Origin of the sequence: Asticcacaulis sp. DW145, assembly GCF_037101385.1 — a bacterium.
GTDB lineage: Bacteria > Pseudomonadota > Alphaproteobacteria > Caulobacterales > Caulobacteraceae > Asticcacaulis > Asticcacaulis currens.
In genome coordinates this window covers 323,905-344,984 of sequence record NZ_AP029026.1, presented here as the reverse complement: position 1 = coordinate 344,984, position 21,080 = coordinate 323,905, and the positions used below count along the sequence as shown (strand labels likewise).

Annotated in this window: 21 protein-coding genes; 12 read left to right on the top strand and 9 right to left on the bottom strand. The window is 56.4% G+C overall.

The window, feature by feature from the left end; all coding sequences use genetic code 11:
* Nucleotides 1-320: 320 nt before the first annotated feature.
* The 6 genes from AACH73_RS18530 to AACH73_RS18505 all read left to right on the top strand — a co-directional run bounded on the left by AACH73_RS18530 (nt 321) and on the right by AACH73_RS18505 (nt 6,720).
* On the top strand, nt 321-2,009 hold the full coding sequence (locus tag AACH73_RS18530) for a methyl-accepting chemotaxis protein (protein WP_338736486.1): 1,689 nt from the start codon (nt 321-323) through the stop codon (nt 2,007-2,009).
* Between the two features lie 205 nt (nt 2,010-2,214).
* The gene (locus AACH73_RS18525) at nt 2,215-3,081 is read left to right on the top strand and encodes a LysR family transcriptional regulator (RefSeq protein WP_338736580.1); all 867 of its coding nucleotides are present in this window, start codon (nt 2,215-2,217) and stop codon (nt 3,079-3,081) included.
* 101 nt (nt 3,082-3,182) lie between these two features.
* Complete coding sequence (locus tag AACH73_RS18520) at nt 3,183-4,187, top strand: zinc-binding alcohol dehydrogenase family protein (RefSeq protein ID WP_338736485.1); 1,005 nt, start codon at nt 3,183-3,185, stop codon at nt 4,185-4,187.
* Nucleotides 4,188-4,288: 101 nt separating this feature from the next.
* Nucleotides 4,289-4,876 (top strand): hypothetical protein, encoded by a 588-nt coding sequence (locus tag AACH73_RS18515; RefSeq protein WP_338736484.1) that lies wholly within the window; start codon nt 4,289-4,291, stop codon nt 4,874-4,876.
* Between the two features lie 88 nt (nt 4,877-4,964).
* A complete protein-coding gene (locus AACH73_RS18510) occupies nt 4,965-5,933 on the top strand; it encodes a D-glycerate dehydrogenase (RefSeq protein ID WP_338736483.1) in 969 nt (322 codons plus the stop codon).
* Nucleotides 5,917-6,720 (top strand): kinase, encoded by an 804-nt coding sequence (locus tag AACH73_RS18505; RefSeq protein ID WP_338736482.1) that lies wholly within the window; start codon nt 5,917-5,919, stop codon nt 6,718-6,720. Before AACH73_RS18510 ends, AACH73_RS18505 begins: the two co-directional genes overlap by 17 nt.
* Nucleotides 6,721-6,728: 8 nt before the next feature.
* Here AACH73_RS18505 and AACH73_RS18500 read toward each other — a convergent pair whose 3' ends face one another.
* From AACH73_RS18500 to AACH73_RS18480, 5 genes are all read right to left on the bottom strand, one after another.
* Complete coding sequence (locus AACH73_RS18500; RefSeq protein ID WP_338736481.1) at nt 6,729-7,787, bottom strand: DUF3667 domain-containing protein; 1,059 nt, start codon at nt 7,785-7,787, stop codon at nt 6,729-6,731.
* Nucleotides 7,788-7,887: 100 nt separating this feature from the next.
* The gene (locus AACH73_RS18495; RefSeq protein ID WP_338736480.1) at nt 7,888-8,274 is read right to left on the bottom strand and encodes a DUF2442 domain-containing protein; all 387 of its coding nucleotides are present in this window, start codon (nt 8,272-8,274) and stop codon (nt 7,888-7,890) included.
* A complete protein-coding gene (locus tag AACH73_RS18490) occupies nt 8,267-8,512 on the bottom strand; it encodes a DUF4160 domain-containing protein (protein ID WP_338736479.1) in 246 nt (81 codons plus the stop codon). Before AACH73_RS18490 ends, AACH73_RS18495 begins: the two co-directional genes overlap by 8 nt.
* A gap of 67 nt (nt 8,513-8,579) precedes the next feature.
* Nucleotides 8,580-9,413 (bottom strand): alpha/beta hydrolase, encoded by an 834-nt coding sequence (locus AACH73_RS18485; RefSeq protein ID WP_338736478.1) that lies wholly within the window; start codon nt 9,411-9,413, stop codon nt 8,580-8,582.
* A 291-nt stretch (nt 9,414-9,704) separates the two neighbouring features.
* Nucleotides 9,705-10,547 (bottom strand): fumarylacetoacetate hydrolase family protein, encoded by an 843-nt coding sequence (locus tag AACH73_RS18480; RefSeq protein WP_338736477.1) that lies wholly within the window; start codon nt 10,545-10,547, stop codon nt 9,705-9,707.
* Nucleotides 10,548-10,865: 318 nt separating this feature from the next.
* Here AACH73_RS18480 and AACH73_RS18475 point away from each other — a divergent pair, with 318 nt between their 5' ends.
* The 4 genes from AACH73_RS18475 to AACH73_RS18460 all read left to right on the top strand — a co-directional run bounded on the left by AACH73_RS18475 (nt 10,866) and on the right by AACH73_RS18460 (nt 17,396).
* On the top strand, nt 10,866-11,675 hold the full coding sequence (locus AACH73_RS18475; RefSeq protein ID WP_338736476.1) for an IclR family transcriptional regulator: 810 nt from the start codon (nt 10,866-10,868) through the stop codon (nt 11,673-11,675).
* 262 nt (nt 11,676-11,937) lie between these two features.
* Nucleotides 11,938-13,248, top strand: a complete 1,311-nt coding sequence (locus AACH73_RS18470; protein WP_338736475.1) for a site-specific integrase — start codon at nt 11,938-11,940, stop codon at nt 13,246-13,248.
* Between the two features lie 2,131 nt (nt 13,249-15,379).
* Complete coding sequence (locus AACH73_RS18465; RefSeq protein WP_338736474.1) at nt 15,380-15,865, top strand: hypothetical protein; 486 nt, start codon at nt 15,380-15,382, stop codon at nt 15,863-15,865.
* Nucleotides 15,866-16,685: 820 nt separating this feature from the next.
* Complete coding sequence (locus AACH73_RS18460) at nt 16,686-17,396, top strand: hypothetical protein (RefSeq protein ID WP_338736473.1); 711 nt, start codon at nt 16,686-16,688, stop codon at nt 17,394-17,396.
* A gap of 151 nt (nt 17,397-17,547) precedes the next feature.
* Here the strand turns inward: AACH73_RS18460 and AACH73_RS18455 are convergent, their stop codons facing one another.
* Complete coding sequence (locus AACH73_RS18455; protein ID WP_338736472.1) at nt 17,548-18,222, bottom strand: hypothetical protein; 675 nt, start codon at nt 18,220-18,222, stop codon at nt 17,548-17,550.
* A gap of 304 nt (nt 18,223-18,526) precedes the next feature.
* Between AACH73_RS18455 and AACH73_RS18450 the strand changes: the two genes are divergently transcribed.
* Complete coding sequence (locus AACH73_RS18450; protein ID WP_338736471.1) at nt 18,527-18,766, top strand: hypothetical protein; 240 nt, start codon at nt 18,527-18,529, stop codon at nt 18,764-18,766.
* Nucleotides 18,767-18,948: 182 nt separating this feature from the next.
* Complete coding sequence (locus AACH73_RS18445) at nt 18,949-19,512, top strand: DUF2199 domain-containing protein (RefSeq protein ID WP_338736470.1); 564 nt, start codon at nt 18,949-18,951, stop codon at nt 19,510-19,512.
* A gap of 81 nt (nt 19,513-19,593) precedes the next feature.
* On the opposite strand, the gene AACH73_RS18440 is transcribed toward AACH73_RS18445, so the two are convergent.
* The 3 genes from AACH73_RS18440 to AACH73_RS18430 form a co-directional block, all read right to left on the bottom strand.
* Nucleotides 19,594-19,875, bottom strand: a complete 282-nt coding sequence (locus AACH73_RS18440; protein WP_338736469.1) for a type II toxin-antitoxin system RelE/ParE family toxin — start codon at nt 19,873-19,875, stop codon at nt 19,594-19,596.
* Nucleotides 19,862-20,158, bottom strand: a complete 297-nt coding sequence (locus AACH73_RS18435) for a type II toxin-antitoxin system RelB/DinJ family antitoxin (RefSeq protein WP_338736468.1) — start codon at nt 20,156-20,158, stop codon at nt 19,862-19,864. Before AACH73_RS18435 ends, AACH73_RS18440 begins: the two co-directional genes overlap by 14 nt.
* 187 nt (nt 20,159-20,345) lie before the next feature.
* Nucleotides 20,346-20,969 (bottom strand): tyrosine-type recombinase/integrase, encoded by a 624-nt coding sequence (locus AACH73_RS18430; protein ID WP_338736467.1) that lies wholly within the window; start codon nt 20,967-20,969, stop codon nt 20,346-20,348.
* Between the last annotated feature and the right edge of the window lie 111 nt (nt 20,970-21,080).

The window sequence follows — 21,080 nt, the reverse complement described above, 5'->3', positions numbered from 1 at the left end:
TTTGACGCCTCCGAAGGCCATTGAATGAAATATTGAGTAAATTTATCCATAAAGCTTCAATCGCGCCAAGCGGTAAATATTTTGTTAAGCATAATCGCTCAAACCGCTGTGGATAAAGGCGGCTTTTACTAAAAAAAAGCCCGGTTAAACGTTTTCAAAAAAGGCTCAGACGTTAACCGCTCGGCAAGGCTTGAGGAGCAAAATCAAATATCAATGATATGTGTGTGGTTGCCGCCCTGTTAATCACTGGCTGCCGCCAAAGCGCAGAGGGTGTGTTAGTGACGGCCAGAAGGAAGCCGTCCTCAGTGCAGGAGAGGCGTATGAAACTGTCGGATATCAAGATCGGCACCAAGATTCTGGCCATTATCGCGGCCTTTGGCCTGTCGTCCATCGGCATGACATTGTGGCAAAATGCCAATCGGGCGCACGCTGAAGACACCTATCAAAATATCATCACCTCGGCAGACGCGGCACTTCTGGCCGGATCTCGGATGAACCAGAATGTGTTTGCCATCGACGGGGCCATCAACGGACTGGCGTTTCAAAGCTGCCCAAGCCCGGCCTGCGAGATTTATGAAACCCAGATACAAAAGTCGGATGAGCGCTTCCTTCAACGCTATGAGCAACTGATCAAGGCGGCCCCCGACTATAAGGCAGATTTCGAACCGCTTAAGGATCGCTTTGTCGCGCTTTCCGATACGGTTCGTAACCGTTACCTGCCCATGGCAAAAAACAACGAGCAGGCGGCGTTAGCCGTCGAGTTGGCATCTCAGGCCGCGATTGTGGACAAGCTGACGAGCGATATCCGCAGCGCCGTTGACGCCAAACAGAAGCTAAACGACGCCGCTATCCAGACGATTGGGGAGAAAACAAAGACGGAAACCCTGATGGGCCTTGTCATCTCCATTGCCATCGTCCTGCTGGTCACGGCACTCGCCTCCTATATCGCCTTTGCCGACATTGTCGGCTCAATCCGCCGTATCACCGATCAGATGGCGCAGGTGTCGAAGGGCGCGCTGGACCTTAAAATTGACGGTCAGACGCGTGGCGACGAAATCGGGACCATGGCCCAGACGCTCGAAGTCTTCCGTCAGGGCCTGATGGATGCCGAGACGCTTCGCGCTGAAGCCGAAGTGATTAAAAAGCGCGCTGAGGAAGACCGTCGCCGCGCTATGCTGAAACTGGCGGATGATTTCGAAGCTTCGGTCGGGCAGGTTGTGGCCATGGTGTCGGCGGCGGCCACGGAAATGCAGGCCTCAGCCTCGCAACTGACCGCTACGGCGCAGGAGACCGCCGCCCAGTCGATCGCCGTCTCTTCGGCCGCCGAAGAGGCGGGGACCAATGTGACGTCTGTCGCCTCGGCGGCGGAAGAAATGGGCGCGTCGGTCGGCGAAATCGGGCGTCAGGTGGCCTCTTCGGCTGAAACCTCACGCGCCGCCGTCTCGCAGGCGGACGCCGCTGGCGAAGTGGTCAATGAACTGAGCGAAGTGGCGAATTCGATCAACGGCATTGTCGATCTGATCGCAGGGCTCGCCGGGCAGACCAACCTCCTAGCGCTCAATGCGACCATTGAATCGGCGCGGGCGGGCGAAGCGGGTAAGGGCTTCGCGGTCGTGGCCTCAGAGGTCAAGGCGCTGGCTGGTCAGACGGCCAAGGCGACGACGGATATTTCCGAACGCATCAGCCAGATACAGGAATCGACCTCGAAAGCGGCGACGGCGTTTCGCACCATCACTTCGACCATCCAGAATATCGACACCACCAATGCCATGATTTCGGCGGCGGTGGAGCAGCAATCGGCCGCCACGCGCGAGATCATTCAGGCGGTCAATCAGGCCTCGCTGGGCACGCAGGAGGTCACGATCAACATCACGGGTGTGGCCAGAGCCTCGGAACAGACGGGCGATGCGGCGGCGCAGGTGCTGAGCTCATCGGGTGAACTGGCCCAGCAGGCCGAGCGGCTGCGTCACGAAATGGACCACTTCCTGGCGACGGTCCGGGCGGCGTAACCGCCCCCACAGGCTTCAGTCGCGCTGCGTGAGTAGGGCGCGATTGCAGAGAGACGACGCAGCAGGCCCTCTCTGGCTGCGTCGTCTCTTCCTTTTTGGGCGGGCTTGTGTTTCTGGCCGATACGACTAACCTCCATTCACTATTTGGAATTTGAGGTTATCCTTGGCCGATTCTATTCAAAATCGACTGGATATGGCGCAAAACCTGTCGTGGGACGATCTGCGTCTGGTGCTGGCCATCCATCGCGAAGGGACTCTGTCGGCGGCGGGCAAGTCCCTGGGTCTCAGCCAACCGACCATGGGACGGCGGCTGGAGGCCGCCGAGACGGCCTTTGGCGAACGCCTGTTTCAGCGGACGACGCGCGGTCTGGTGGCCACAGGGCTGGGTCTGGCGGTCGCGGGCCACGCGCGGGCCATGGAGGACGAGGTTTTGGCCCTGTCCCGCCGCCTCAGCGGGGCGCAGCAGGCGCTCTCCGGCCCCATACGGGTGTCCTCCTCCGAATGGTTTTTCAACCATGTACTGATGCCGGTGTTCGAAGATTTCATGGCGGCGCATCCGCAGGTCGTGATTGAAGCGGTTGTCGATACGCGAGCGCTTGATCTCGACCGGCGCGAGGCCGATCTGGTGTTTCGTTTTGGCGGATCGCCGGGCGGTAATGCCGTGCAGCGCAAGGTGACCACCATCGGTTATGGCCTCTATGCCTCGGCCAGCTATCTTAACCGGCATGGACTACCCGAGGCGGGTGAGGGTGAGAATCATCAGTTGATTCTTATGGACGAAGCCTTGGGGCATCTGAGCGATGTCATGTGGGTGCAGCGCCTTTTGCCACTGGCGCAGCCGGCATTCCGCTCCAACAGCCGCGATCTTCAGGCCATGGCCGCTGCCGCCGGACGCGGTCTGGCGGTCCTCCCCACCCTGATCGCGCGTCCCCTGGGTCTGGTGCCCGTCGATCTGGGTGAAGACGCCCCCGGCCGGGAGGTGTTTGCCGCCTATCACGCCGATCTGAAGCCTATGGCCCGGCTGCGGGCCCTGATTGACCATGTGGTACAAACCGTCCCCTCGCATCTCTAGCTTATTCAATTTTGAATGAAAATTATGCGAAATTGGCCATTTTGCATATTTGTGAATGAATTATATGGCTGTCATCGTTCCTTGCCGATGAGGAGGCTCTGATGAAAGCCATAGGCTATAGCCAAACCGGTCCCGCCACTGTGCTGCGGGATATGGATCTGCCCGAACCGGTGCCGGGGCCGCGCGATCTGATCGTTCGGGTCAAAGCGGTCTCCGTCAACCCGGCGGACACAAAGCTAAGACGATTTGCGGCCCCGACGGAAGGCCAGTCGCGCGTGCTGGGATTCGATGCGGCGGGCGTCGTAGAGTCTGTGGGGGCCAAGGTGACCCTGTTTCAGCCGGGTGATGAGGTGTTTTACGCCGGGGATATCACACGGCCGGGCACAAATGCCCAGTATCACGCTGTCGATGAACGCCTTGTGGGCGCCAAACCCAAAAGCCTGAGCTTTGCCGAAGCCGCCGCCCTGCCGCTGACGACGATCACCGCCTGGGAGATTTTGTTTGAGCGTTTGAAGGTGTCACGCGACGCCTCGGCGGCCCCGCACACCCTGCTGGTTATTGGCGGGGGCGGGGGCGTCGGTTCAATATTGATTCAGTTGGCGCGGCGGCTGACAAACCTGACAGTGATTGCCACGGCGTCGCGCCCTGAAACCGTCCAATGGGTTGAAAACATGGGCGCTCACGCCGTTATCAATCATACACTCTCGCTGTCGGATGAACTGCGTCGCATAGGGCTCACCGAGGTCGATTATATCGCCAGCCTGACGGCCAGCGACCGCCATTATGAGGCCCTGAAAACCCTTATCAAGCCGCAGGGCCATATTGTGCTGATCGACGACCCCGACACGTTCGACATCGTCCCGTTCAAGCGAAAGAGCGTGACCTTAAGCTGGGAATTCATGTTCACCCGGGCGGCTTTTCAGACGCCGGACATGAGCGAACAGCACCGCCTGCTCACCGCGGTTTCGGCTATGGTGGATCGCGGTGAGATTCGCACCACAATGACACAGGAGGCCGGGCCGATCACGGCTGCCAACCTGATCCGCGTGCACGAACAGATAGAGGCGGGTTCCAGTATCGGTAAAACGGTCCTGACGGGATTTTAGGACAGGCAGGCGGTTACCATCCGGGCCAAACATCACCTTGTATCGGGCTGTGGTTAATGCTTTGATTGAGACGACTTAGTCAAAAGCAAGAGGGGGACGATATGCGGCTTCTGAGCGCCTGTGCAGGGGTTGGCTCCCTGATACTGGCCTGCGGGGCTTATGTGCCCGCTCTGGCGCAAAATGGCGGATCGGAAGCGCGACCGGTAACGTGGTGTGATGAAAGCGGCCAATGTACCACCCAGAGGGTCTGGGACACCTATCTTCCGCTGACCCCCGGTCACTCCCGCCTCAGCGTGACGACGACCACGCCGTTTCAGGTGTGCCTGCTGCTGAAGCGAGACGATCACCCGCAACTGATCGCTGATCAGGACCGCTGCTGGTACGTCAACGGCAAGATGACGCTGCCGGCGGCCAATCTCCCGGCGCGGGCGCGCTTTATGCTGCTTCAGATGGACGTGAAGAATGACACGCGCCCGTTTGTGTCGATGGAGGTGGAGATGCGCTGCGCCGATCAGCGATGCCTGCAGGAGCGAGGGTGGCAGGGCAAAATCGAAAACGCCGCTCTCAAAGCCAAAACAGACAAGGCGTGCGCCCGGGCCAGTGAGGGCGAAACCCTGTGGGTGGATAGCTACCGCCCGGACCCGCAAAGCGGCACCTTTAGTGTTCTGATCGGTTGCGCCATGCGCTAGGTACGGCCTGTCTCGCTTTTCCTCACTTTTCGGCGTTGATTTCAGGGCAGGGGAGGGGGACAAGAGACGCTCCAACTCAGGAGCCTGCATGTCCCGCCCCAAGATTCTGCTGACCCGTCCCTGGCCTGAAGGGGCCTTCGCCTATCTCAGGGACCGTTATGAGGTGACGGTGAATGAGACCGGCGTGCCGCTGACGCAAGCGCAACTAATCGCGGCTATGGACGATTACGACGCCCTGTGCCCGACCGTGACGGACAGGCTCACCGATCAGATACTCAAGCCCGGCACACGGGTGCGGATGATCGCTAACTTCGGCGCGGGATTTGAGCATATCGACCTTGAGGCCGCCAAGGCTGCCGGTATCCGCGTCTCCAATACGCCCGATGTGCTGACCGAGGCGACGGCGGAGATTGCCCTTCTGCTGATGCTGATGACCAGCCGTCGCGCCTCCGAGGCCGAGCGCGGTTTGCGCGATGGGCGCTGGAACGGCTGGAAGCCGACGCAATTTCTGGGGCAGGGTCTGAGCGGCAAGACGCTGGGCCTCGTCGGCTTCGGGCGCATTGGGCAGGCAACCGCCCATAAGGCCAAAACAGCATTGGGGATGCAGATTGCCTATCACAGCCGCCATCGCGTCGCGCCGGAGATAGAGGCGCAACTGGGGGCGCGTTATGTGGGTTCGCTTGAGGCCCTGGCGGCCGAAGCCGATGTGCTGTCCCTGCATACGCCGGGCGGCGAAGCGACGCGGCATCTGGTCGATGCGAACCTACTCCGGCGGATGAAGCCCACCGCCATAGTGATCAATACGGCGCGTGGCTCAGTCGTGCACGAGGCCGATCTGGCGGCAGCCCTGAAAGCCGGGACGATCTGGGCCGCCGGGCTAGATGTCTATGAGCGCGAACCGCAGGTGCATCCGGACCTGCTGGCGCTCGATAATGTCGTCCTGTTGCCGCATCTGGGCTCGGCGACCCGCGAAACCCGTGACGAGATGGGTCTGCGGGCGGCCTATAATCTTGACCGCTTCTTTGCCGGGGAGCCGCTGATTGACCCCATTGCCTGATCTTCCGGCGGCGCGTCTGGTCGTGGACGCTATCGACGGCTGGCGCAGGGAAGGGGCGCGCTTGATCGGCCTGTGCGGGGCGCAGGGTTGTGGAAAATCAACCATTGCCGAGGCCGTGCGCCAAGACTTTGCCGAGCGGGGTCTGCGCGTCGCCGTCCTGTCGCTGGATGACCTGTATTTGCCGCCAGACAAGCGGCCCGTTTCAGTCCATCCTCTGTTTGCCACGCGCGGTGTGCCGGGCACGCATGATGTCGGTCTGGGTATCTCGGTGCTTGACGCGCTGAAAGCCGGGGCACCGGTGGACCTGCCGCGCTTTGACAAGGCAACGGATCACCCTGCGCCGCGTGCCGACTGGCCGCAGATCGTTGCCCCGGACCTGATCCTGTTCGAAGGCTGGTGCGTCGGGGCGCGACCACAGCGGCAGAGCGCCTTACGCACCCCCGTCAACGCGCTGGAACGCGACGAAGATCGGGACGGCGTGTGGCGAACCTATGTGAATCAACAGTTGGCCGGACCCTATGCCGATCTGTTTTCGCGTCTGGATCGGCTGATTCTGCTGGCCGCGCCGGGCTTCGAGGTGGTGCAGGGCTGGCGCACCCAGCAGGAAGAGGCCCTGCGGCACAGGTTACAGTCAGAGGGTGGTGATACGTCCCGCCTGATGGACGCAGCTGCGCTGAGGCGGTTTATCGCCCATTATGAGCGGCTGACGCGGCATATCCTTGAAGACATGCCCGCCTATGCGAATCTGAATATCCGCCTAGGGCCGGACCGAGAGCCTATGCCTTAACGTTTATCTCAGTGCGCCATGAGCATTTCGATCAGCAGCAGGGCGAAGATCAGCGAAGACACGCCGGCAGAGACCAGAAGGAAAGCGACGCGCCACAGGCCGCCAAAGCGGCTGACGCCATAGGTGCCACGCAGTTGCCTGTACATGTGGAAGGGGGGCACCAGCACCATGGCCCAGCCATAGATAGCGTCCGGCACCCCGGCCAGCGACAGGAGATGCAGCACGACCATCAGCAGCATCATGGCCGATAGCGAATAGGTGGCGAACACGGCATGGTCATACAGCGCCACATCCTTTCGCCACGCAAACATCAGCCAGATGAAGGGCAAAGAGATGGGGATCAGCAGCCACAGAAACTTATAGGCTGACGACTGGAGCTTATAGAAGAACAGGCTGGGGTTTTCCGCCAGCTTATGCAGAATCTTGTTCAGAGGTTCGATATCCGTGTGAACCTGATCCAGCATCTCTTTTGTCGGGGCACCATGGTCCGCCGTATGGGCAGAGCGCAGCGTGTTCAGCGTTTTTGTGTTGACGCTCAGTTGCGCATCAACCGCCTCGGTCGGCTGCCCCTGAGCGATCAGGGCTTTGCGGGACGATTCCAGCGTCTGCCGCTGTGCCTCGGCATCGGCGATTTTGGTATTGAGCGCCGCCGTATCCAGCTTGGCGTTGACGTCGGCCGTGGGTCCAAAATTCAGCACGGCAAAGGTCAGAAAAACCATAAACAGAAACAGGGCCACCGGCGAAATAAATCGGACGCGCTCGCCATTGATATATCGCCGCGTCAGTTCGCCCGGCCGCATGACGAGCATGGGAACAGTATGCCAGACCCGACCTTCGAAATGAAAGACCCCGTGCAGGATATCATGCCCGAAACCCAGCAGGGTGCGGTGCGTATGCGCCGACTGACCACAGGCGTGGCAATAGGGCCCGCTCAACTCCGTCTGACAGTTCAGGCAAAGGCCTGCTTCGTGATCACCGCTCGTGTGTCCGGCCTTGCGCCGGTCCACGGCGTGCGCGGCCAGCGCGCCCGTAGCGATATCGGTTAAGCCTTCCATTTCGGTGGTCATCTGACGGCCCCTGCCCGCGGATAACGATTGCAGTCACCACCCTAATCGGCAACACGGATAAGTAAAGGGGGGCGATCAGGCCGCCATAAAGGCGGTGCTTTTACATAAGCGGGGTGCTGGCCTTGGGTCGGCCGCCTTTGGCACCGTTGGCCCGGCTGGCCGTGGCGCGACGTTCGGCTCGGCTCATGGTGTGAGAGCCCAGAATATCAAGAAATAACCGTGACACTGAAATATCGGCATCAAGTGAGGGAATGTGCAGCCCATACCCGCGTCCTTGCACCTCAATCCCGTTCAGGTCCTCTGGCTTGGCGTCCTCAAGCCCCGCAATGGCCGTGAGCGGAAAGCCGACTGAGGCCCCGTTGGTCAGTTGCACGACAAGCTGGGCGCTTTGAGCATCGTAACGCGCACTTTCAGCGCGAAACGTGGTTTGCGGTTTGCGCCGGGTCTGTTCGAATTGCCGTACCGTGACCGGTTTAAACTCAGCCATGAATTTCACCCCACTTCACACAGATCGCTTCGAGATTATGGGCAATCAGGCCGCCGATCTCGTTCAGTTCGCTCAGCTTGAACCCTTCGTGGTCCCAAAGTTCCACAGGACCTTGCGGGCAATTTAGCCGAAACCTCGCCTCAGCCTCATTGCCTTTCAGGGCATGGACATGGGGCGGCGGGTGATCATTGGTGTAGATGGCAATGCGGACGTTCCGCAAGGTGAGCACTGTCGGCATGACTCTGTATAGCACTAACCTAGACCGTAGTCTAGGTTAGTGCGCTCAGTTAGTACTTTCAGGTCGCTTACGCTTCGATAAAGGCCAGCATGTCGGCGTTCAACAGATCGGCATTGATGGTCAGCATACCGTGCGACAGGCCCGGATAGATTTTCAGCGTGCCGTTCTTCACCAGCTTGATGGCTTCGAGCGCCGCGGCCTTGTACGGGACAATCTGGTCGTCGTCGCCGTGCAGGATCAGCACGGGCACGTCGATGGCCTTCAGGTCTTCGCTGAGGTCGGTTTCTGAAAAGGCCTTGATGCCTTCGTAATGGGCCTTGGCCGAGCCCATCATGCCCTGACGCCACCAGTTGTCGATCACAGCGTCGATCGGGGCGACGCCTTCACGGTTGAAGCCATAGAAGGGGATGGGCAGGTCTTTGAAAAACTGCGTGCGGCTGGCGGCTGTCTGGGCGCGCAGTCCATCAAAGACCTCGATCGGCAGGCCGCCGGGGAAGGCCTCGGTCTTCAGCATGATGGGCGTAATGGCGCTGACCAGAATGGCCTTGGCGACGCGGCCATTGCCGCCGTAGCGCGCCACATAGCGGGCGACTTCGCCGCCGCCGGTCGAGTGGCCGATATGGATGGCGTTTTTGAGGTCAAGATACTCCGCTACCGCGTGAGCGTCGGCGGCGTAGGTGTCGATGTTGTGCCCTTCGCTGACCTGTTCGGAGCGACCGTGGCCGCGACGGTCGTGGGCCACGACGCGATAGCCCTTGGCGAGGAAGTAGAGCATCTGCGTATCCCAGTCGTCGGACGACAGGGGCCAGCCGTGGTGGAAGACGACGGGCTGGGCGGATTTGGGGCCCCAATCCTTGAAGAAGATCTGGGTACCATCGGCGGCGGTGACGAAATTGGACATGGTGTGGCTCCGTTCGGGTAAGGCTCCGCCGGTCACGGCAAGAGGCCATTTTCAAAAAAGTCAGAAATTTGAGACAGTTCGGTTTGAGCGGGACGCTTACATTCGACGGATCAAGAGATAACGGGATCGCTGCCGTTACAGAAGCCGGAACTTTTGGAATAGAGTGTTGTTAAATACGCAACACTGTGGTCGCATAGCGACCTAGTGGCAGAATAAACTTTTGCGCGAAAAACAAAAGCGCCGATCCGCCAAAGCGGACCGACGCTTTTCACTTTATCATATCGCGCCAGATTAAGCGGCAATAACCGTCTGCTTCTGGCTGCCGAGGCCTTCGATCCCCAGCTCCATCACATCACCGACTTCCAGATAGACCGGCGGTTTTTGCCCCAGACCCACGCCCGGCGGGGTGCCGGTCGATATCACGTCGCCCGGGTGCAGGCTCATGAACTGCGACAGGTAGGAGACGATAAAGGCCGGCTTGAAGATCATGGTGGCGGTCGAACCGTTCTGATACGTCTTGCCATTAACGCTTAGCCACATTTTCAGATTGGCCGGGTCGGCGACTTCATCGCGGGTCACCAGCCACGGGCCGATGGGGCCGAAGGTGTCGCAGCCCTTGCCCTTGTCCCAGGTGCCACCGCGTTCTAGCTGAAACGCGCGCTCGGACACATCGTTGATGGTGCAATAGCCCGCGATGCAGCCCTCGGCCTCGGCTTCCGACACGTAGGAGGCCGTCTGGCCGATGACGATGCCGAGTTCTACTTCCCAGTCGAGCTTGGTCGAACCGCGCGGCTTTTTGACCTCATCGTTCGGGCCTATGATGGACGAGGTGGCCTTGGTGAAGAGGACCGGTTCTTCGGGGATGGGCAGGTTCGATTCGGCCGCATGGTCGGCATAGTTGAGACCGATGCACAGGAATTTACCCACACCGGCCACGCAAGGCCCGTAGCGCACGCCTTCGGGCGCCAGAGGCAGGGAGGCGGGGTCGATGGCCTTGAGTTTGGCCAGCGCCGCATCCGACAGGGTGGCACCGTTGATGTCGGCGACGATGCCAGACAGGTCACGGATGCGGCCATCAGCATCGAGCAGGCCGGGCTTTTCCTGGCCAACCGGGCCAAATCGCAGCAATTTCATGGGGTGTCCTCTTACGTGTAGGGGCAATACAGGCGAGGGATAGCGGGTTTGCCTCCCACCGCAAAGGACGTAATTGCTTTTGCCAGCAGAAACTATTTTTTATATGAAATTGAACCGTTGGCCCTGCCGTTTGTGAAAGCCCGCCCGTCACTGGCGAGGCAGCGCAGGGTCGCGACCTCGCACGGCGTATAAAAGGGTTATCGTCCCGTTTTGTGAAGCAACCGTTTCAAAAACGCTTCACAGCGACGGCAATGCGCTTTAAATTAATCACACGATTGGTCCGTGGCCGGAGGCCTTGAGTTGGCGCGAGTAAAAGCAGTGGAAAATGAAGCCTTGGTGGATGTCGAAGACATGGCCGAGGTCAGCGCCGAGAAAGAAAAGGGCATAGCTGGGGCTCTGACCCTGATGCGGGGGCTTGATGTTCTCGGCCGGGTTGCCAAGGGCGACAACACCCTGCCGAAGATTTCCCGGGCACTTGACCTCAACAAATCGACTGTCCATCGTCTGGCCTCCACTCTTGTCGATTATGGGTTCTTGTCATTTACCCAGCGCGAAGGCTACGCCCTTGGGACGCGGCTTCTCGAACTGGGACACGCAGCATCGCAGCAGATCACGCTGACGCGCGTGTCGCATGACCATCTGGTGCGGTTGGCTGCGGATACAGGCGATACGGTCAATCTCGGCGTGCTGGACGGCCATCAGGTCCATTACATCGACAAAATTCCAGGTACGCGTCGCATCGAAGTGCGCTGCGTCATCGGTGAGCGGCAATATCTGAGGCCGACGGGTCTGGGTAAGGCCTTGCTGCTCGACGCTGATGAAGACAAGCTACGAGAGGTCTATAATCGCGAAGCTCGAGAGTTTGCAAACTATCGTTATGACCTCAAGGGCTGGCTCGACATTATGAAGACCTACCGCGAAGGCGGTTACGCGCTCGACATGGACGAAAATGAAGACCGCATACGCTGCGTCTCCGCGCCCATTCGGGACTTATCGGGTAAAATCATCGCTGCCGTTTCTATATCGAGCGCTGCCCAGTATATGGACGATGCAAGACTTGAAACCCTAAAGGGCTACGTGAAGGAAGTCACCTTGACGATCAGCCGTGAGTTGGGTTACAAAGGGTAACAAGTTGCCGCAGCGATCGACGCCGGAGTGGGGCTTCAAGCCTGCTTCAGGACGGTCAGGCTCATAACCTGAAGGTCGTCAGTTCAAATCTGGCTCCCGCACCCAAAATATTAAACAATATCAGTTGTTTGCTAAAACGGCTCTTCTTCGGAAGGGCCGTTTTTGCGTTAGCCCAAACCTAGCCCAGAAATCAGCCCGGATTGAAGAGATCTCGCCATAGTGGTATATCGCTATCGCGTAGGTAGATTAGGGGTGAGGGGCTATGCAAACGCACACCATTCTTGGCGGTAAGGTTCAGCTCTTTAAGCGCGGCCAGGTGTGGTTTGCACGGGCGAGCGTCAACAAGCAGCAGATCAAGAAGAGTACGGGCAGTGACAGCCTGTCTCTGGCCCAGCAGGTGGCTGAGGACTGGTATCTCGGCTTGCGCGGCAAGTCGCGCGCTGGTCTTCCCCTGAAAGAGGTGCGCGAGGCGACCTTCAACGACATGGCCGACCTCTTTGAGGTCGAATACGAAATCATCACCGAAGGCGAGCGCAGCCCCAAATGGGTGGCTGGCCATAAGGCGAGGCTCCGGCTGCACCTGCGGCCCTTCTTCGGCAAGATGGGCATATCGCAGATTACGAGTGGCGATATCCAGAATTACCGCCTGCACCGCGCCCGGCAGCACGGGCGCTTGCCGGCGAAGGACGGGGAGGGGGCCTATGTGAAGGCGCTCAAGCCGCCGTCACGCAGCACGCTTCATGACGAGATCGGCACCTTGTCTCTGGTCCTGCAGACGGCCGTACGTCACGGTAAGCTCGGGGCGATACCGATGCTGTCGCCGCCCTATAAGAAGCAGAGGAAGGTGATCCACCGCCCGTGGTTTACGGGCGAGGAATACAAGCAGCTCTATAAGGCCACGGCAGCGGCCGCCAAGGCGGCCCCTGAGGCCTACCGCTGGAATTACGAGCAACTGCATGATCAGGTGCTGTTCCTCGGCAATACGGGGCTGAGGCCTGACGAGGCCAGTCGGCTGCAGCACCGTGACGTGACGATTGCAGTGGACCCCGACACGGGAGAGGAGATCCTCGAGATCGAAGTGCGCGGCAAGATGGGCTATGGCCCCTGCAAATCCATGCCCGGCGCTGTTGAGCCCTACCGCCGGCTACTCGCCAGGGCCAGGCCCATGAAGCTCGGTCGCAAGGTTGAGCGGGAGCGGCTGGAGCGGCGCGGGCAGGCCGTGCCCATCATCCCTGAATACCCCAAGCGCACGGACCTTCTGTTCCCCTCAAATCACACAGACCTGTTCAATGACATCCTCAAGGCGCAGGACCTGAAGGAGGACCGTGAAGGCCAGCCCAGGGTCCTGTACAGCCTCAGACATACCTATATCTGTCTGCGTCTGCTCGACGGGGCAGACATCTATAATCTGGCTAAGAACTGCCGGACATCGGTCGAGATGATTGAGAAGAACTATGCCATCCATCTGAAGCACATGATCGATGCCAGCGCGATCAACCGGCGTAAGTCAAAACCCAAGCCTAAGGCGAGGCGTCAGCGGGTAAAGACACCAGACGCCGATGGTGATGAATGAATCCTGCCCCGCCAGAGCCCGGTAGATGTGAGCGACAGCTCTCCACTGATTGAGGCGCGAACAAGATCCGGAACCGGATCAGCGCCGAACCGCCAGACCGCCTGCCGGGATGGCTTTGCCAAGGCGAACGCCGACAAGGCAAACAGGCCGAACGGCCTCTTTTTACCGCAGGTCACGGGAAGCAGGTTTTACCGGTTTTGGCCCTAAGCCGACATGGGTGCCGTCACTGAAATTGCAACAAAGCAGACATTCCGCACCGGTTTCTCGACACCGAAATATGGCTGCAAACCTTTTTTAAACTGGCGTCCTGAAGATCCGGTATGGTCCATTTGCCTCGGTTGGTATTGCGGCTCGAGACGTAAGATTATTCGGCAGTGAACTTGTAGACCATTGAGATGCTAATGCTCCGGGAACCTGTCCTCAGAGACGGCGGTGAAATGAGCCGCGTTACTGTTGTCGTCGGCATCGTAAATGTAAAGAGTGACAGGGCATCTCAGCTGCCTTGCCCACTCGATTGCTTCTCGCAGGGGCACTCCGTCACGACTGTCATAATCGATGACAATTGGTAGGGCGGCTGCTTCGGCTTGGTCGGCATCAGCGCAGCTATTATCGTGCTCCACAGCTTCAATTACCACGTTCACGCGTTCCCAACGATAGGGTCGCGTCCGCCGGTCGATAACATTCCAGATCATGAATTTTGCGCTATGAAAGGCGCTTGTCAGCTAATTAAAGGCTTGATGAGCAGTCACGACCTTACAGTCTTTGAAGGGCGGATGATAGAGCCGCCTTTTCCTAACAAATCTTGCAGCGCACCTCGGGTTAATGCTGCCCTCGGTTTTTGATCCGTCTGGTAAAATTGTTCCCCGTCGATGACGGCTTTCTGGAGGGCCAGCGCGCTTAATCACGGTCGCAGCTTTAAGCGCCACAGACGATGCTGTTCGGCTCGAACAGACGAAGGATTGAATGCCCGTATCTCCCGTATACCCACATGAGTATAGAATGCAGGCGATTCTTGTCGCCATTGGGTCGCTGGTGATAGTGTCATCGCATGGCGCGAACCACAAACCAAATGCCGATATTTGAAAATGAGATCGACCTTCTGCTGAGCGAGCTATGTCGAGAGTGGGGTTTCTGCAATCAACTCACTGCCATTGATCTAATCGCTGATGGTCAAGATTTGTCAGCGGATGACTTCGCTGTAGCGGTTCTCCTTGCGGAGCAGATGAACCCGGAGTCCGAGATAACGTGGCGTCGCCGCATAGCAGAAAAGTTCAGCGTTAAGGTTTCACCCCGTTCACTACGATCGTGAACGCCGTCGGCCCGCATGAGCCAATCCCGACAAGTTCTTGCGCGACGAACCAGTAGACTTGAGACAAGGGGGAGCCAGTGCATCAAAGTACAAAAATACGACGACCCATATGCCTAAGCTTGTAGAAGTTGCGAAAAATTGGTTTAGGCAAACTTTTGCGAAGAAGTGAGATTTTGAATGCCTATTTCCAGATCAAAAACCTATTGGTATATCCGAACCGGAGGTATTTTCTTAAAGGAAAATTATTGGAAAGCTTATGCCTTTCAGATATTTATTGTTATATATATAGGACTTCCTGTAGTAATTGCTCGGGTGCACGAGTCCGAAAAAATAGGACACCTGTTAACTATTCCTGCTATTTGGAATGGGTTGTTTGGATTTTTTTTATTCTTTATAGTATCTTATTTTAAGTCCACGTCTAAGCGAGAGCGTTAATGAATTATTGTGATATATTAATATAACTATTCGAAATTTCAAGATTTTATCCATCCAGCCTGCAGCTCATGCGGGATAAACCCTGTTCTATTGCCCCCTTGGCATGGGGCGGTCAGCCTCGTCCGTGTCTTCGTCCTCACCATTTAGTTCGATGCCGTGATAGGCACTCTAATCCTCAATAGCAGATTGAACCGCTATGAGTTTTCCGGAGCACCTAACTCGTGACTAGATAGCGCGATCATCGCAATGTCCGCCAACAGGAGGCCTATCGGTCCGACTTAGCGATGTCCGGTTAGGGCGCAAAGCTGAGGCTAGCCTTGAAGACCTATTGCCATTTCCCCACGAAGAGCGCGATATCTCCTGATAGACCCAGCGATCACGACGAGTATGACTGAGCTATTCCCAAAAGGCGCAGCCTACCCCAAAGGCTTCGATTGCGTTTGGATCGCATGCGATGGTGCCAACCAACTCGCTGCATTCATCACCGGCGGAAGCGGTCCGATACCGGAAAAGCTTTTTGTCGACCAGCTCATCAATATCGAGGATGTAGAAGATCGTATTGTTGATTTACGCGAAGACTCAGAAGTAACCCTTTTTACAACCGTGCCCCGACCCGACGACTTTTTAGGATTAGCACGACGTGGTCTTCATGTTTTTGATTGGACTGATATTCACCGCACCGTCAAAACATCGATCGGCACATATGAGCTAGTCGCCAGGCCAAGAACGCCGCGAAAAATCGATACGCTACCGATGGATTTGAGACTGGTTGCCGTCTCGGCTGGACTTCATTCATTACATTTTTCCGGTATTGAGCAAATCAACCCTATTCATCATATGGCGTGCCGTTTAGCCCCCGATCATCACAAGTAGCATTAACTCTATCGGAGGCTGTGGGTGCGAATGAGTTGACACGCGAAGGGAGCCAATCCCTGCGCCAGTCTATGCAGGCCTCCTCGCCGCAATGCTCATTTGGTTGTTCCTGACCGCTAGGTTCGCGTGGAGGAATCGAAGCTGGCTAGAGATGAGCTTTTCGGCGGGCGCAATTATCGTTTTCGCATTCACCGCCACTGGTGTTATTCGTTTCGCCTTCCGTGTTTGCAATGCTTTTTGACCCGAAGTAAGTTCAAAATTTCCACCATAGATAGTCGGCAGGGTGGCAATAGGGGCGATGGATTGTGAAAGTCGATGTTTTCCATGGCGATAGGCTAATCGGTCACGCCGACCTCACCGAAGTTGACCCTGCCATGGGTGTCGCCGCGGGCGTCTTCGAGCCAACATTGGCCTATTGTCCTGCACTTCACGCCGTCACGGTAGATGGTGTGGTCCAAGAAAGCAGTAGATGGAAGCTTTCAGTCCGGTCGCCAGAGTTTGGGCTTATCAATTGCGAGGGAGCCGGAATTGACGATGCGAGCGATTCCTTAGGTGAAATAGAAATCACCCTCCTCGGAATTCCTCATCCCGCATATGACGCCTATTTTAGAACGGATCCCATTGGCGGGAGGAAGTAGGGTTCAACTTTTTAACTCTGATTCAGTTGTTGTCTGGAAAGCGGAATGTCCGGTTTCGGGCGCGCATTTTTTTCTAACCGTGAACCTTCTCCTTTGGGCGCTCTGCTGCTTGGTGTCAGGGGGGGGTGACGTCGGCGATGGACGTTTGTACCGGTCGTTCACAGCCAGTTTGGAGGGGGTAGATGCCTAGTCAAGACGAATTAAATGTCGCAATCGCAGATCTCTATGCAGCATTTGAGGAGTACAGGCTTCCTACGTCACTCGATGCTGCCCCTAAGCATGACGCAATGAAGGTTCTAGCGACGCTTCAGTCAGCGCCACTCGTCGAGCTGCCGGCAGACAGGCTTGGCCCTTTCGCCGGGTCAGCGTTGTACACCATAGGAACTCTCAATGATTACAAGTACTTCCTTCCCCGCATTTTTGAGCTATCTTTTCGGCCTGAATATGTTGGTCTTGAGCCAGCTGCAATTGCAAACACGCTAGTCTATGGCCAATGGCTGGAATGGCCGTTGGTCGAAAGAGGCGCGATATGTCATTTTCTTAGGACAGCATGGCTTGTCGCCCGGGAGGGTGACATAGAGAAATTCGACGCGGATTCCTTTCTTTGCGCCAATTGCCGACTCGGCGAGAACCCGGCGACGTTGCTCTCCGACTGGTTACCATTTTCATCCGAGCATGCCGTGACGCAGGTCGCGTCTCTCGCATCTTCGATTCTGCCAGACATTTCAAAAGCTGGTTTTTGGGCAGATGTTTCCGAGAAAGCTCGACAGGATGTGATCAGCTGGATAGCTAGCGACATGATTTGGCGCTCTCTCAAGGACGCAGAGTCGCGACTCTCCGATGAACACCGTTGGATAGTAACCCGCGCGTTGGAGCTGTTAGTTCGGCACTAATTCCGAAACCTAAGCGCCATTATTAACTGAAGTGTCCTTCAAGGTCCGCTTTCGGGATTCGTAAGAGTTGTTGGAATGTCCGCCTTGGGCGCCAGGCTGACGAGTAAGGTTCATTCCGCCTGCGAGGCGTGCCTGAAGAACATCACGAAAATCAACGCAGCAAGCCAAAACGACTGGCCAGCTTCCGAAAAAATCCGGGTGCGGTTGCCGTCTGAATTTGACGCTCTTGGTACTCTAAATAGGCACGTTTTGATTGAAGGTGTTGCTCCGCCAACGTGTCGAAGTATCGGTCTAGCTCGCTACCTTGAGAAGCAGACCCTAAAAAATTCAGATAGTAATCGGCAATTATGCTTGGAACGAGTTTGTCGATTTCGATGATCGCTTTCCTCAAAAGTATTGCCGTGTCCGGATCGTCGGTAGTTAAATCAAACCAAATATCTTTTACGAAATCTCCATTCGCGTCGATTTTTACAAAGCAATCGGCCCCGATGCCAAAGCACCAAGCATCGGTTTCATATGAGCCGAACGCATCGCGCTCTGTGCCAACCATTGCCGAGTATGTTGTAGCGTTGAATTCGCGAACTCGCGGGAAAATCGGGTTAAGCGCGATGCCGACAGCCTCCAGGCTTAGCGCATGGGTGCTGTAGTTCTCAGACGGGGATTTGGCGACATAAATGTCCGTGTAGCCGATGCCTGAAGGAGCGCGGTTTTTCTCTTCGGCCATTGCGGCTTTATAAAGATCTTCGTCAACTTCATCCCGGACGCTTGCAGGATACAAATTGCGCATTCCCCATGCGTCTTCATGAATATGAATTACATCCACCACCACGCCATCCCCCACTCGTTTCACAGCTCAACGAGCCGGGAAAACCCTAAATGTGAAAACCGCTATTTTAAAGGGCCAGTGCAAATTGTGTCTCTACACTATTGCAATGCGGCCTTCGCGCTAGATAGGTGAGGTACATCGAATGGCTGCATTAGGGGAGAGACAGTCCTCTAGCTCACAATGTCCGAAGAGGGCGCTTACCTGCCTGAGAGCAGGCGGTTCAGTTTTGACGGTTTGAAAGTCATAGGTTTCCGTAAGACAGGCGCCAAGTCTTGCTGGGGCGAGATCTGAGAACGAGGGGATCATGGAAAAGCATAAAGAGTATTGGTTTAGGTGGACTTGGTTTGGCAGCGCTACACCGATACACCTAATGGGTGTGTTGACATTGTTTGGCGGCATAGCGGTTGCGTTTGCTATTTTTTATTCCGGTGTTTGGTTGCTGAACAACGGCTACGGTAGTTTTGGAAAGCCATTGTTCGGAGTTTTTGCCGTTTGGGTTTTGTGGCTGATAATATTCATCTCGTCGAAAACAGAGCGCCGATGAATAACCCATTCCATGGTTCTCGATTAGCCGAGGGGCGGCACATCGTCGACCCGCCGCAGGGCCACTATCCTAACCACAACTCTTTTAGTTCCGGTATGGGGTGCAACGCGGCCTAAACTTACCGTAATTGCATGGCCTTGAGTGGCGGCCAAAAAAGAAACAGATTAGATTGAGGGGAAGAAGTGTTCGGCTTTTTTAAAAAGAAATTACGTTACCAGTGCGCGTGCTGTGGCAAAACGTACAGTGGCTCACCTTCATTTGCCTATTTGAAGCCGAGCTATTATTTTGACATTCCCGAAAATGATCGGGACGAGAGAATTACGATCGATACCGATCTCTGCCATATTAAAGGCCGAGTTGAAGATTCTTCGGACGATATTTTTGCTATTCGCGCTACGTTGGATATCCCAATTCTTGGAATGAAAGACCCATTTTGTTGGGGTGTGTGGGTTACGCAATCGCGTGAAAATTTTTACCGTTATGTTGAAACGTTCGCTGAAGATCAGTCCGACGTCGTAACTTTTGGTTGGCTGGCTGTGACAATGCCGATTTATAATAAATGTCCCCCGGATCAGCCACATGAGCACCTGGGTTGCGATGTAAGCTGGGCGGGTGAAGGACAACGGCCTAAAATTTTCGTCCAAGAAGTAGATCATCCATTGTTTGTTGATCAACGTGACGGGATAACGCGTGATCGAGCGGTGGAGATTGCCAAGAGCTTTATGAGGACGGTGCACTTACGATGACGAGCATTGCCCGAGGTCCGCTTTCGGGTGTTGGGCGCAATCTGCGCCAATGTCGGCTTTGGGCGCTGGGGCGACAAAATTTTAGCTCGCAGGCCATTTCCTTGCGGTATGTAGGACTCTCAAAATTGAAACCTTCTCAGCGTCGAAAGTGTAAATGACAACGTAGCTGGGGTGGACTATCATTTCGCGCGTTCCCGGCACTCGGCCCGGCCGAAACAGTTTGGGCCGGGTCTGAAGCTTTGCGATCTTCGTTTCTATGAGCTCCTTCAGCCGTTGCGCGGCGTCCGGATTATTATCTGAGATGTAGTCGATTATCGCGAAGAGGTCTTTGCGCGCTGCAGAACGCCATTCAAGCGCCAGCACGACGCTTCCTATCGATAAGAGCTTGGGTTTCGTCCATCACCTCTTGATGATTGATGCCGGAACCTTCTTCCTCAAGAGCTTCATAGACCTTCGCTTTAAACCAGTCATCGTAGGCCTCTTGTGAAGTCATGAGTCCAACTGGCAGGCCGCCGTCTTTTGCGACGCGAGTAAGCAAGATGCGAACAGCATCGGAGATAGTTAGGCCGAAGTCAGCTAGTTTCTCAGCGGCAGCGGCTTTGAGTTCGTCATCAACGCGAACGTGAAGCATTGAAGTCTGGGCCATAAGAGCCTCCTCTCGCGCACCAGTATGTATCTCAATTGAGAGACGCGCAACTCATTTTGTGTTTTGCGTATGCGCTCAGGTAATTGGGCCTTTCGCGCTGTCCGCAATGGGAGCTGGCGGATGAACGTCCGTCGAATGGCCGCTTCGGGCGCTCGGCGGCAAATTGCGACCGAGCGCCTGTTGTGTCTCACAGGTCGATCTGTTCAGCCATTTCCAGTGCGTCATCCACCTCTATGCCGAGATATCTAACTGTACTCTCCAACTTGGTATGACCCAACAGGAGTTGCACTGCGCGTAGGTTGCCGGTCTTCCGATACAACTGTGCGGCCTTCGTTCGTCGCAGAGTATGGGTGCCGTACATGGTTGTCTCCAGTCCGATACTTTCGACCCACGAGTGAACAATCCGCGAGTATTGCCTTGTAGAAATATGAGGCCGTTGTTTGGACCGCCCCGGGAACAAATATCCGGTTCCGCCCGCTGGCAAATGCGCGAGCAATTTCTCAACCGCGAGCCTCGTGTGTTCTGTGATTTCAAACTTAACGGGCTTACCCGTTTTCTGTTGAATGACTGTAGCCCGATCACGGGCCTTGCCTGATTGACAAAGATCATTCACTCGTAAACGCACAAGGTCGCAGGCTCTCAGTTTGCTGTCTATGGCCAGGTTGAAGAGCGCAAGGTCTCTTGGCGACTTGCTCAATTCAAGTCTGACGCGAATAGACCACACGTGTTTGGGCTGGAGTGGCTTCTTTTGGCCCACTAGTAGGCCCTTGTTCCAAGGCTGAGCATGAGGGTGGTTGGGATCTTCAGACATGACGGGTTCTCCGCCGGCCCTCCCACCGCAACTCGCTTATGCATGGACACAGCATATCATGAATGCAAGTCGCTGAAACCGAACTTCGAAGATAGACGGCAATCGGGACTG